Annotated in this window: 8 protein-coding genes; 4 read left to right on the forward strand and 4 right to left on the reverse strand. The window is 68.0% G+C overall.

Annotated features, from left to right (window positions below):
• Positions 1-87: 87 nt before the first annotated feature.
• Entirely contained in the window at positions 88-3,126 is a 3,039-nt protein-coding gene (gene ppc, locus U0042_RS23515; protein ID WP_114808895.1) for a phosphoenolpyruvate carboxylase, read from the reverse strand.
• A 362-nt stretch (positions 3,127-3,488) separates the two neighbouring features.
• Here ppc and hemC point away from each other — a divergent pair, with 362 nt between their 5' ends.
• From hemC to U0042_RS23530, 3 genes are all read left to right on the forward strand, one after another.
• The gene (hemC, locus tag U0042_RS23520) at positions 3,489-4,517 is read left to right on the forward strand and encodes a hydroxymethylbilane synthase (protein ID WP_114808894.1); all 1,029 of its coding nucleotides are present in this window, start codon (positions 3,489-3,491) and stop codon (positions 4,515-4,517) included.
• 90 nt (positions 4,518-4,607) lie between these two features.
• Entirely contained in the window at positions 4,608-6,695 is a 2,088-nt protein-coding gene (gene hemDX, locus U0042_RS23525; protein ID WP_114808893.1) for a fused uroporphyrinogen-III synthase HemD/membrane protein HemX, read from the forward strand.
• Positions 6,696-6,697: 2 nt separating this feature from the next.
• On the forward strand, positions 6,698-7,888 hold the full coding sequence (locus U0042_RS23530) for a heme biosynthesis protein HemY (RefSeq protein ID WP_114808892.1): 1,191 nt from the start codon (positions 6,698-6,700) through the stop codon (positions 7,886-7,888).
• Positions 7,889-7,958: 70 nt separating this feature from the next.
• Here the strand turns inward: U0042_RS23530 and U0042_RS23535 are convergent, their stop codons facing one another.
• From U0042_RS23535 to U0042_RS23545, 3 genes are all read right to left on the reverse strand, one after another.
• Positions 7,959-9,278: an MFS transporter gene (locus U0042_RS23535; RefSeq protein ID WP_114808891.1), complete on the reverse strand. Its 1,320-nt coding sequence runs from the start codon at positions 9,276-9,278 to the stop codon at positions 7,959-7,961.
• Between the two features lie 106 nt (positions 9,279-9,384).
• Positions 9,385-10,143 (reverse strand): SDR family oxidoreductase, encoded by a 759-nt coding sequence (locus tag U0042_RS23540; RefSeq protein WP_114808890.1) that lies wholly within the window; start codon positions 10,141-10,143, stop codon positions 9,385-9,387.
• Between the two features lie 108 nt (positions 10,144-10,251).
• Positions 10,252-11,691 carry an aldehyde dehydrogenase family protein gene (locus U0042_RS23545; protein ID WP_114808889.1) on the reverse strand — a complete coding sequence of 480 codons (1,440 nt, stop codon included), beginning with the start codon at positions 11,689-11,691 and terminating at the stop codon, positions 10,252-10,254.
• A gap of 264 nt (positions 11,692-11,955) precedes the next feature.
• Between U0042_RS23545 and ppa the strand changes: the two genes are divergently transcribed.
• Complete coding sequence (gene ppa, locus U0042_RS23550; RefSeq protein WP_114808888.1) at positions 11,956-12,483, forward strand: inorganic diphosphatase; 528 nt, start codon at positions 11,956-11,958, stop codon at positions 12,481-12,483.
• Positions 12,484-12,539 lie beyond the last annotated feature (56 nt).

Raw genomic sequence — 12,539 nt, forward strand, 5'->3', positions numbered from 1 at the left:
GTCTTTTGCCCGCCGCAAAAAAAGCCCGGTGCGCAAACCGCTGCGCACCGGGCTTCGCTTACTGCACTCGTGCTGCCTTGTGGCGACTCAACCGGTATTACGCAGCCCCGCCGCAATCCCGTTGATGGTGAGATGGATGCCGCGCCGCACGCGGTCGTTCGTGTCGCCGGCGCGGTGCCGCTTGATCAGTTCCACCTGCAGATGGTTGAGCGGATCGAGGTAAGGGAAGCGGTTCTTGATGGAGCGCGCGAGCAGCGGGTTGTCCGCCAGACGCTCGCCGTGGCCCGTGATCTCCGAGAGCACGCGCGAGGTGCGCTCCCACTCGGCCACGATGCGGTCGAACACACGCTTGCGCAGCTTCTTGTCGGCGACGAGTTGCGTGTAGCGCGACGCCACCGCGAGGTCGGTCTTCGCCAGCACCATGTCCATGTTCGAGAGCAGATTCGCGAAGAACGGCCACGTGCGGTTCATCTTCTTGAGCAGCGCGAGGCGCCGGCTGCGTTCGGCGTCGCTGCCGGCTTCGTCGAGGTAAGTGCCCACCGCCGCGCCGAAGCCGTACCAGCCCGTAATCAGCAGCCGGCACTGGCCCCACGAGAAACCCCACGGAATGGCGCGCAGGTCTTCGATCTTGCGGTGCTTCGGGTCTTGCAGCTTGCGCGACGCGGGCCGGCTGCCGATATTCAGTTCCGCGATTTCGGTGATGGGCGTGGCCGCGAAGAAGTAGTCCGTGAAGCCCGGCGTTTCGTAGACGAGCGCGCGGTACGCGGCCATGGCCGTGTCCGAGAGCTGCTGCATCGTGGCTTCGAATTCCGGCAGCTGCGCGGGCGCATTGCCGTGCGGCAGCAGCGACGCTTCCAGCGTGGCCGCCACCACCGTTTCGAGATTGCGTCGGCCGATGTCGGGGTTGCCGAACTTGCTCGCAATCACTTCGCCCTGCTCGGTGAGGCGGATCTGCCCTTCGACCGTGCCCGGCGGCTGCGAGAGGATGGCCTGGTAGGTCGGGCCGCCGCCGCGTCCCACCGTGCCGCCACGGCCGTGGAAGAGCCGCAGCTTCACGCCGCGTTCCTTGAAGAGCGAGACGAGCGCGAGTTCGGCGCGGTAGAGCTCCCAGTTCGACGTGAGGAAGCCGCCGTCCTTGTTGCTGTCCGAGTAGCCGAGCATCACTTCCTGCTCGCCGCCTTGATGCTCGATGAGCGAGTCGATGCCGGGCAGCGCGAGCAGGTCGCGCATGATGTGCGGGGCGTTGCGCAGGTCGGCGATGGTTTCGAAGAGCGGAATCACCATCACGCCGCCGCGCGCGGGCTCGTTCGTGTGGCCGAGGCGTCCTTGCAGCAGGCCCGTTTCCTTTTGCAGCAGCATCACTTCGAGCAGGTCGCTCACCGTTTCCGTGTGCGAAATGATGTAGTTGCGCACGGCACGCGCGCCGAACTTCTCGCGCGTCACGCGGGCCATTTCGAGCACGCCGAGTTCGCTCTTCGCGAGGTCCGAGTAGTCGAGATAGGGCGAGCGCAGCGGCCGCACCTGCGCGAGTTCGGCAAGCAGCACGATGAGCTTGTCGTCTTCGGAAAGCGACGCGTAGTCCGCTTCCACGCCGGCGCGCGCGAGCAGCTCGGCCACCACGGCTTCGTGGATGTCGGAGCTCTGGCGCAGGTCGATGCTCGCAAGGTGAAAGCCGAACACCTCCGACGCGCGCGCGAGCGGCGCGAGCCGCGGCGTGGCGAGCGAGGCGCCGTAGTGCGCGGCGAGCGAATCCATCAGCACGTGCAGGTCGCGCGTGAACTCGGAGGCGTCCGCGTACGGCGTGGCGCGAATCTGCGGAGCGCCGGGGCCCGCGCTGCGCAGATGCACGACGCCTTCGCCGAGACGCACGCGGGCGCTCGCCGCGAGCCGCGTGTACATGCCGATCAGCGCGCGGCGATAAGGCTCGTCCACGCGATGCGGCGACTGGTCGGGCGAGGCGGCCGCGAGCTTCTTCAGATCGTCGCTGGCGCCCGCGAGCAGGTTCGACACGGAAAGCTCGGCGCCCAGCTTGTGGACCTGCTCCAGATAGTGCTCGAAGACCACCGCGGCCTGGCGCGAGATGGCATGCTCGAGCGTAGGCGCGGTGACGTTCGGATTGCCGTCGCGGTCGCCGCCGATCCAGCTGCCCATCTGGAAGAACGGCGGCAGCCGCGCGGGCAGGCCGTGGTCCTTGAGCGCCAGTTCGATGTCGGCATACAGCGCCGGGATCTCTTCGAGGAAGGTGGCGTGGTAGAACGAGAGCGCGTTTTCGATCTCGTCGGCCACGGTCAGGCGCGAGTCGCGCAGCATGCGCGTCTGCCACAGCGAGGTCACGCGCGCGCGCAGCAGCGCTTCGTTCTGCGCGCGTTCGCGATGCGTGAGCGGCTGGTCGCGCTCGGCGAGCAGCCGGGCGATGTCGTGCTGGGCATCGAGAATGCTCTTGCGCTGCACCTCGGTGGGGTGGGCGGTGAGCACGGGCACGATCAGCGCCTCGTTGAAGAACTGTTGGAGCATCGGCGTGGCCGCCGCGCCCGCGGCCACGAGCCGCTCCAGCGAGTGCGCCATCGTGCCGGGCTGCGGCACCGAGCCGGCCAGATCGTGGATGCGGTGGCGCCGGTTGCGATGGCGGTCTTCGGCGATGTTCGCGAGATGCGAGAAGTAGCTGAAGGCGCGCACCACGCTCACGGTCTGTTCCGGCGAGAGCGCGCGCAGCTTCTTTTCCAGTGCCTGGGCGGCGCTGCTGTCGTCTTCGCGACGAAAGCGCACGGCCGTCTGCCGGATCGTTTCCACCACCTCGAACACCGCGTCGCCTTCCTGTTCCCGCACCACGTCGCCGAGCAGACGGCCCAGAAAGCGGATGTCCTCGAAGAGCGGCTTGTCCTTGTCCTCGCGGGTGCGGCCGTTGCGCTTCGTGGGGGCCGCGTCGCCGCCGGCGGGCGCCTTGCCGTTCGTCACATCGTCGAGCCTCGCGGTATCCGGTTTGGCGGTTTTGCCCGGCTTGGCGGCCTGGGCCGTTTTGGCCGTGCCGCCGGCTTTTTTGGGCGCGGGCACTGTGGCGGTGTTCGGTGAAGCGTTCAGCGATGTAGTGTTGCGGCGCGCGGCGCGCGCCGATCCGGAAGACGTCACGATGGGTTTCCTCGGGAAAGCCAGGGTCTGTTGATGAAAGGCTGCCAACTACAGGACTTACTGCGGGACCAGCTAAGGATCAACTTCAGGAGCAACTTCGGAAACTACGGTCGAACTGCCGTTGCGCTGCGGCAGAGGAGATGCCGGGCGGCGACGAGCGGAGCGTCGCATGATCGCAGAGCCCTCGGCACGTTGCGCGAACGGTCGTGCCTCGTGCTCTGCCATGTGCTGCAAACGCATGCCGCAGGCGGGTAAGGGCGATCAGGGCGGTCACGGCGGCGGCAAAGGTACGCAAAGGCGCGTGCTAACATTGCCCGTTATCCGATCCCCCCAAGCCACCCCGCCTCGCGATGTCTCCTGCAATGAACTCCGAGCTGTTATCCGCGCAACCGCCCCGCACGCTTGTCATCGCTTCGCGGGAGAGCCGGCTCGCCATGTGGCAGGCCGAACACGTGCGCGGTGCGCTGCACAAATTATATCCATCTTGCGACGTCCGAATCCTCGGAATGACGACGCGCGGCGATCAGATACTCGACCGCACGCTCTCGAAGGTGGGCGGCAAGGGCCTGTTCGTGAAGGAGCTCGAAAACGCGCTCGCGGACGGCCGCGCCGATCTCGCGGTGCACTCGCTCAAGGACGTGCCCATGGAACTGCCGGCCGGCTTCGCGCTGCCCGTCGTCATGGAGCGCGAAGACCCGCGCGACGCCTTTGTTTCGAACGACTACGCATCGCTTGCCGATCTGCCGCCGGGCAGCGTGGTGGGCACTTCGAGCCTGCGGCGCGAATCGATGCTGCGTGCCGCGTGGCCGCATCTCGTCGTGAAGCCGTTGCGCGGCAATCTCGATACGCGGCTCGCCAAGCTGGACCGCGGCGACTATGCCGCGATCATCCTGGCCGCGGCCGGTCTCGTACGGCTGGGTCTGGCCGATCGCATCCGCGCGCGGCTCGATCCTGAGGACAGCCTGCCGGCGGCCGGGCAGGGCGCGCTCGGCATCGAGATTCGCGCGGATCGCGCCGAACTCGCGGCGTGGCTCGCGCCGCTGCATCACATGCATACGGCGCTCGCCGTCGAGGCGGAACGCATGGTGTCGCGCGCGCTGGGCGGCAGTTGCCAGGTGCCGCTCGCGGCCTACGGCTATTGGCACGACGGCGCGCTGCATCTGCGCGGCAAGGTGGCGACGCCTGACGCGAGCCGCGTGGTGGAGGCGCGCGCCTCGGCATCGGCTGGCACCGTGGATCGTGCCCTGGAACTGGGCCGCGAAGTGGCCGATGCGCTGATCGGGCAGGGCGCGCTCGACATCGTGCGCGCGCTTGAAAGCGCGGCGGTGCCGGATAGCGGCGCCGATACGCACGACGACAGCACCGGCGGCAAGCCCGGCGGTACGCCCTGAGCGCCGCGCGGCGCGAGCCATGACGGCGACCCGTGCGCACGCGCCTCGCGCCCAACCATAGCCGCAAATCAGCCGCAAACAACAGACCCCATGACCGGACCCACCAGCGAACCATTCGAAGGAACCCCCGGCGCGCGGCACGGTGCGCGTTTCACGGCGGTCGTCACGCGGCCCGCGGGGCAGTCGGCGGACCTCCTCGCGCGGCTTGCCGCCGAAGGCATCGATACCCTCGAATTCCCGCTCATCGCGATCGGCCCGGCCGAAGACGAAGCGCCGCTGCGCGAAGCGTTCGCCTCGCTCGACCGTTACGCGCTCGTCGTATTCGTGTCGCCCAACGCCGTGGATCAGGCTTTCGCCCGCTACGGCGCGATCTGGCCGCATGCGCTGCCTATCGGCGTGGTGGGGCCGGGCAGTGTGGCCGCGCTGGCCCGGCACGGCGTGGTGGCGCCCGCCTGGCGCGTGATCAGCCCCGCAGCGGCTTCGTCCGACGACGAGGCGGCACGCTTCGATTCCGAAGCGCTCTTCGCCGCGATCGAAGCGACCCTCGGCGAGCGCGCGCTCGAAGGCAAACGTGTGCTGATCGTACGCGGCGACGGCGGCCGCGAGTGGCTTGCGGAACGGCTGCGCGAGGCCGGCGCCGAGGTTCAGCCCGTGGCGGCCTATCGGCGCATCGTGCCGGAGCCCTCCATCGCGGCGTGGGACCGCGTGCACGCGCTGCTGGGCGGCAAGCGTCACGTGTGGCTCGTCACCAGTTCCGAAGGCGTGCGCAATCTCGACGAACTCGCGCGCGAGCACCTCACCGCGGGCGAGCTCGCCGCGCTGAAGCGCGCGCCGCTCGTCACGCCGCATCCGCGTATCGCCGAAACGGCGCGGGGATTGGGTTTTGATAGCATTACGGTGTCCGGCGCGGGCGACGAGCGCATCGTCCGCGCCCTGCGCGCAGCGGTTCCTGCCGCGGCTCATCCTGCAGCGGAGCCTGCAGTTCAGGTTCATCCCGACGTTAAACCGGTCTCGACCAACCCGGCTCACTCACGCATGACTGATTCGAACGACTCGAACAACACTTCACCCCAGCGAGGCGCAACGGCACCGTTGCCGCCGGGCTCGTCCTCCGTCCCACCCGTCAACGCACCCTTCACGCCTTACGAAGCCCTGAAGCTGCGGCGCAGCGCAAGCGGGCCGTTGCTGTGGTTCGTCGTCGTCGTGATCGCGTGTGCGGCGGGCGTGGGGGGCTTTGCGCTCAACCGCAAGGTCACGCGCATGGACGAGCGTCTCGCGCAGCGCCAGCAGGCCAACGACGCACAAACGGCCGAGCTGCGCGTGAAGACGGATCAGGCCGTCGCCACCGTGCATCAGATGGATTCGCAGATCGCCCAGCTCGAAGGCAAGCTCGCGGACGCGCAGAACGCCCAGCAGGCGCTCGCGCAGCAGTACGCCGACCTCGCGCGCAACCGCGACGACTGGACGCTCGCCGAAGTGGGCCAGATGCTTTCGAGCGCAAGCGAGCAGCTGCAGCTCACGGGCAATACGCAGTTGGCGCTCTTCGCGCTGCAAAGCGCCGACCAGCGGCTCGCGGCTTCCGACGGCGCGCAGGCCCTCGCCGTGCGCAAGGCCATCGCGCAGGACATCGACAAGCTGAAGGCCGCGCCGTCCACCGATCTCACCGGCCTCGGCATCAAGCTCGACAATGCCATCGACGCCGTGGATTCGTTGCCGCTCGCGGGCGAGGCGCCCGTGGCGCACGCGAAGCCGCAGGCGCCCAAGCCGGCCGATACGGCGAAGCTGGCCGCCGCCACCGGCGAGCCGCGCTGGAAGGTGTGGCTCCAGTCGTTCGCAAGCGGCATCGGCCATCAGTTGACGAGCCTCGTGCAGGTGCGCCGCATCGACAACGCCGACGCCATGCTGGTCGCGCCCGATCAGGGCTACTTCGTGCGCCAGAACGTGAAGCTGCGCCTGCTCTCGGCGCGCATCTCGCTGCTCTCGCGCAACCAGGCCGCGCTCAAGTCCGACCTGCACGCCGCGGATGCCGCGCTCGCTCGCTACTTCGACAACGCCTCGAAACAGACCCAGAACGTGCGCGATCTCGTGAAGCAGGTGGACGCGGGCTCGGCCGCCGTCGAGCTGCCGAACCTGAACACGAGCCTGCAGGCCGTCCGTCAATACCGGAGCCGGGGGTAATCATGGCGATCCGTGGACTCGTCTGGCTCGCGCTGCTGTTCGCGATCGCGGTGGTGCTCGCGATCGTCGGCCGCTTCGACACGGGGCAAGTGCTGTTCGTCTATCCGCCTTATCGTGTGGACGTTTCGCTCAACCTGTTCGTGGTGGGCGTGGTGGTGCTGTTCATCGTCATCTACACGCTGCTGCGCTTCGTGCGCAGCGTGCTGCACATGCCGCAGCGCGTCGCGGCGTACCGTGCCCGCTCGCGCGCCGCGAAGGCGGCCGCGGCGCTGCGCGACGCGATCGGCAACCTTTACGCGGGGCGCTTCACGCGCGCTGAAAAGGCCGCGCGCGACTCGCTCACGGATTCGGCCAACAAGGGCGCAGCCGGCCTGATCGCGGCCAACGCAGCGCATCGCATGCATGAGTACGCGCGCCGCGACGAATGGCTCGCGCAGATCGACGATGCGGACTGGCAGGATGCCCGGCTCATGGCCACAGCCGACATGCGTGCCGACGGCCGGGACCCGGACGGCGCACTCGCCGCGCTCACCGATATGCAGTCGCAGGGCGGTCGCCGCATCCACGCCCAGCAGATCGCATTGCGCGCGCAGCAGCAGCTCAAGAACTGGGGCGAAGTGCTCAAGCTCGTGAAAACGCTCGAAAAGCGCGAGGCGTTGCACCCGGCGGTGGCCGTGCGCCTGCGCCAGCTCGCCGCGGAGAATCTGCTGCGCGACCGGCGGCACAACGCCGACGCGTTGCTCGAACTGTGGCAGTCGCTTTCGCCCGTCGAACGCCATTCGCCGCGCCTTGCCGACCTCGCCGCGGAACTGCTGATCGCGCTGAACCGGCAACAGGACGCGCGGCGCATCGTCGAAGAGGCGCTTGCGCAGAACTGGGACGCGCGGCTGTTGCGCCGCTATCCGGATACGGCGGGCGACGACGCGCTGCCGCTCATCCAGAAGGCCGAGGCCTGGCGCAAGGAACGCCCCGACGACGCCGACCTGCAATTCGCGCTGGGGCGGCTGTGCCTGCAGCAGCAACTGTGGGGCAAGGCGCAGTCGTTCCTCGAAGCCGCGCTCAAGCTGGCCGACAACGAACCGCTGAAGATCCGCTCGCACCGCGCGCTGGCGCGCCTGCACGAGCAACTGGGCGACACGCAGAAGGCCGCCGAGCATTACCGGCAGAGCGCGCTCGCGATGAACGTGGTTTGACGCCTCTGTGCGTGGCTCCGTGCGGTCTCTACGCCGCACGGAGCCACGAGAGAGATCCTTCCTTCTTCCTTTACTTGCTGACGAGCCGTGCCGGCACGGAAAGCGCCAGCAATCCCCCCAGCACCATGAACGCGGCCAGCATGAACATGCCGGAGTCGTTCGCGCCCGTCGCCTGCTTGAGCCAGCCCACGGCATAGGGGCTCAGGAACCCGGCCAGGTTGCCGATCGAGTTGATCATCGCGATGCCGGCTGCGGCGCCCGTGCCCGCGAGGAACGCTGTGGGCAGACTCCAGAAGAGCGGCAGCGTGGTCAGGATGCCCATGGTCGCGAGCGTGAGCGAGGCCATGGCGAGCACCGTGCTGTGCGCCCAGATCACCGAGAACACGAGCCCGACGGCGCCGGCCGCCGCCGGCAGCGCCACGTGCCAGCGGCGTTCGCGCCGATGGTCCGCGCTGCGCGCCACCAGCACCATCGCCACCACCGCGGCCGCGAACGGCACGGCGGAAAGCAGGCCGATCGCGAAGGCATCGGTGACGCCCGTCGACTTGATGATGGTGGGCAGCCAGAAGCTCACGCCGTAAAGGCCCATCACGAACGAGAAATAGATGAGGCTCATGAGCAGCACGCGCGGGCTTGCCAGCACGCGGCCGATGGGCAGGTCTTCCTTGGACGCGTCTTCATGGGTAATGCGGCTTTCGAGCAGTTGCCGCTCTTCGGCCGTGAGCCACTTCGCCTTGCCGATGCCGTCGTCCAGCACGAGGAACACCAGCACGCCGACCACGAGGGACGGCAGCCCTTCCAGCAGGAACAGCCACTGCCAGCCGTGCCAGCCGTTCAGGCCGTCGAAGGACTTCAGGATGAAGCCCGACACCGGCCCGCCGATCACGCCCGAGAGCGCGATGGCGGTCATGAACCAGGTGGTCATGCGGCCGCGCCGATGCGCCGGATACCAGTAGGTGAGGTAAAGAATGATGCCGGGGAAGAAGCCGGCCTCCGCGAGGCCGAGCAGAAAGCGCATCACGTAGAACATCGTCGGCGTGGTGACGAACATCGTGAGCATCGAGATGATGCCCCACGTCACCATGATCCGCGCGATCCAGACCCGTGCGCCCACGCGGTGCAGGATCACGTTGCTCGGCACCTCGAAAATGAAGTAGCCGAGAAAGAAGATGCCGGCGCCGAAGCCATAGACCGCGTCCGACAGATGCAGGTCGGTGCTCATCTGAAGCTTGGCGAAGCCGACGTTCACGCGGTCCAGATACGCCACCACGTAGCAGAGCATCAGGAGCGGCGTGAGCCGCCAGGCCACTTTCCGGTACGTCGCCTCCTCGAAGCTGGAAGGCGGCACGCCGGCGCCGGAATGAGGCAGGGGATTCGCAGGACTGGCCATCTTGTCTCCTCGTTTATGTTTTGAGTGCGTGGAAAGACGATCTGCGCGCACTATACGCGCGTGATTTCGCCCGCGCTATCGGGGCGCGGCCTCACGCTCGGTTTCACTACACGCAGCGCCCGCCGTCCACTTCGAGGCACACGCCGGTGATGAACGAGGCTTCGTCCGAAGCCAGATAGAGGCACGCGTTGGCCACGTCCTGCGGCGTGGAAAAGCGCCCGAGCGGAATGCCCGCGAGAAAGCGCTGGCGGTTTTCGGGCGTGTCTTCCACGCCCATGAATTGCGCGGTGAGGCCGGTGTCGCCGATCACGGGATTCACGCAGTTCACGCGAATGCGCTCGCCGCCCAACTCCACGGCAAGCGCCTTGCTCGCGACAATGACGGCGCCCTTGCTGCCGTTGTACCAGACGAGCCCCGGGCGCGGCCGCACGCCGGCGGTCGACGCGATGTTGACGAACACGCCGCCGCCCTGCGTGCGGAAATACGGCACGAACGCCTGCACGCTCCAGAAGAGGCTCTTCACGTTGACGGCGTAGACGCGGTCGAACTCGGCTTCGGTCACGTCGAGCACCGGCTTGTTGCGGTGCGTGGTGCCCGCGTTGTTCACGACGATCTGCACGCTGCCGAAGTCTTCCAGGGCAGCCTCGCGCAGCGCGTGCCAGTCGGCTTCGCGTGTGACGTCGCCCGTCACGGCAATGGCCTTGCCGCCCGCGAGCGCGATTTCGCTCGCTACCCGCTCGGCTGCGGCGCCGTTCAGGTCGTTGACCACGACGTTGGCGCCTTCGCGCGCGTACGTTTTCGCAATGCCTTCGCCGAAGCCTGAGCCTGCGCCGGTAACGATGGCTGTCTTGCCTGTGAGTCGCATGTCGTCTCCTTTTGTTGTCGTTCGGAGGGGCGTCTGGGTGGAAAGGCTCGGGGCGCACCTTCCATACCTGCACTGCTGTGCGTTGCGTTCGCTTTCTTGCCGCGCCGCTCAACCGTGGCGGATCGCGATGGTCTTCAGCACGGTGAAGCCGTAGAGCGCCTCGAAGCCTTTTTCGCGGCCGTGCCCTGAATGGCCCACGCCGCCGAACGGCAACTCGACGCCGCCGCCCGCACCGTAGTTGTTGATGAACACCTGGCCCGAGCGCACGCGCCGCGCCATGCGCAACTGGCGTGCGCCGTCGCGGGTCCAGATGGCGGCCACGAGTCCATAGTCGGTGCCGTTCGCCAGCGCCACGGCTTCGTCTTCGCTTTCGAAGGACATGGCGGCCAGCACGGGGCCGAACACTTCCTCGCGGGCCAGGCGATGGCTGGCGGGCACGTCGCGCAGCAGCGTCGGCGCCTGATAGAAGCCGCTTTCGGGCGCGTCCGCGACGACCTGGCCGTGGGCGGCCATCGCGATGCCGTCGTGCTGCGCATCGGAGAGAAAGTCCCACACGCGCTGCTGTTGCTTCGCGTTGATGAGCGGACCGCAGTCGAGGTCGGCATGCCAGGGGCCCACGCGCAACGCGTTGAACGCCGTGGCGAGCCGGTCGAGCAGCGGTTCGTACGCCGCGCGTTCGATCAGCACCCGGCTGCCGGCGGAGCAGGTTTGTCCTGCGTTCTGCACGATGGCCGAAACGAGCACGGGCAGGGCAGCGTCGAGGTCGGCATCGGCGAAGACGATCTGCGGCGACTTGCCGCCCAGTTCCAGTGTGACCGGCACGTGGTTTTCGGCAGCCATGTGCGCGACCAGCTTGCCTGTCTGCGGCGAGCCCGTGAACGAGATGTGATGGATGCCCGTGTGGCTCGCGAGCGCCGCGCCGGCTTCGTGGCCGTAGCCCGTCACGATGTTGAGCGCGCCCGCGGGCAGTCCGGCTTCGGCGGCGAGTTCGGCGACGCGCAGCACCGAGAGGCACGCATCTTCGGCCGGCTTCACCACGCAGGCGTTGCCCGCCGCGAGCGCCGCGCCCACGCTGCGCCCGAAGATCTGCATCGGATAGTTCCAGGGCACGATGTGTGCCGTCACGCCATGCGGCTCGCGCACGGTGAGCACCGTGTAGCCGGCCTGGTAGGGCAGCGTCTCGCCATGCAGCTTGTCCGCGGCGCCGGCGTAGAACTCGAAATAGCGCGCGAGCGCCGCGGCGTCCGCGCGGGCCTGCTTCAGCGGCTTGCCGGTGTCGCGTGCCTCGATCTGCGCGAGTTCTTCGCCGCAGGCGGCCACGAGCATCGAAAGCCGGTACAGCACGCGCCCGCGTTCCGCGGCGCTGGCCGCGCCCCAGGCGCCGCCGAATGCGGTGTGGGCCGCCCGCACGGCGCGATCGATGTCGGCCGCCGTGCCGCGCGCGATGCGCGAGTAAGGCTTGCCGTCGGACGGGTCGAGTACGGCGAGGGTCTCGCCGTTCGACGGCGGGCACCATTCGCCGCCAATGAAGTGCTTCGCTTCGATCATCGTGCGCCTCGCCTCTTGATCTCAGGTGGATCGTGCGGATGGATGCAAGCCGGACCCGACGCGCGCTGGGCCCGGCCGGTCGGTGCATTATCGCCCCGGACAGGCCGTGCTTCACCTTGGGCGCGGCGTCCCCGCCGGCGGCGGGCGCCACGGTCCGATTGGCTATAATGACGCATTCCCCGACGGTCCGGCTTTCGCGCGGCGCATGTGCCGCGTGAGCGCCGCGCGCCGCGTTCCGGATTTCATCCTCACCAGAGAGCGCTCATGAGCTTCAACACCGTACCCCCCGGCAAGGATCTGCCGCACGATTTCAATGTGATCATCGAAATTCCGGCGCAAAGCGATCCGGTGAAGTACGAGGCCGACAAGGAACTGGGCCTGCTCGTCGTCGACCGCTTCATCGGCACGGGCATGCGTTACCCGGCGAACTACGGCTTCATTCCGCAGACGCTCTCCGGCGACGGCGACCCTGTCGACGTGCTGGTGATCACGCCGTTCCCGCTGCTGGCCGGCGCCGTGGTGCGCGCCCGCGCGCTCGGCATGCTGCAGATGACCGACGAGTCGGGCGTCGATGCCAAGCTGATCGCCGTGCCGCACGACAAGATCTGCCCGATGACGGCGCACATGAAGTCCGTGGACGACGTGCCGCAATACCTGAAGGACCAGATCAAGCACTTCTTCGAGCAGTACAAGGCGCTCGAGAAGGGCAAGTGGGTGAAGGTGGAAGGCTGGGCCGGCGTGGATGCCGCTCACAAGGAAATCAGCGACGGCGTGGCGAACTACAAGAAGTAAGCGTAGACGCTGCCGGACAGGTAGCAGGAACCGCGCGAGCCCGCAGGGCCGCGCGG

The sequence above is a fragment of the Paraburkholderia kururiensis genome, assembly GCF_034424375.1.
Taxonomy (GTDB): Bacteria; Pseudomonadota; Gammaproteobacteria; order Burkholderiales; family Burkholderiaceae; genus Paraburkholderia; species Paraburkholderia kururiensis_A.

Bases quoted from the DNA above. Each gene is read 5' to 3' on its own strand.
- hemC (WP_114808894.1), top strand. From the start codon at position 3,489: ATGAACTCCGAGCTGTTATCCGCGCAACCGCCCCGCACGCTTGTCATC.
- hemDX (WP_114808893.1), top strand. From the start codon at position 4,608: ATGACCGGACCCACCAGCGAACCATTCGAAGGAACCCCCGGCGCGCGG.
- U0042_RS23530 (WP_114808892.1), top strand. From the start codon at position 6,698: ATGGCGATCCGTGGACTCGTCTGGCTCGCGCTGCTGTTCGCGATCGCG.
- U0042_RS23535 (WP_114808891.1), bottom strand. From the start codon at position 9,278: ATGGCCAGTCCTGCGAATCCCCTGCCTCATTCCGGCGCCGGCGTGCCG.
- U0042_RS23540 (WP_114808890.1), bottom strand. From the start codon at position 10,143: ATGCGACTCACAGGCAAGACAGCCATCGTTACCGGCGCAGGCTCAGGC.
- U0042_RS23545 (WP_114808889.1), bottom strand. From the start codon at position 11,691: ATGATCGAAGCGAAGCACTTCATTGGCGGCGAATGGTGCCCGCCGTCG.
- ppa (WP_114808888.1), top strand. From the start codon at position 11,956: ATGAGCTTCAACACCGTACCCCCCGGCAAGGATCTGCCGCACGATTTC.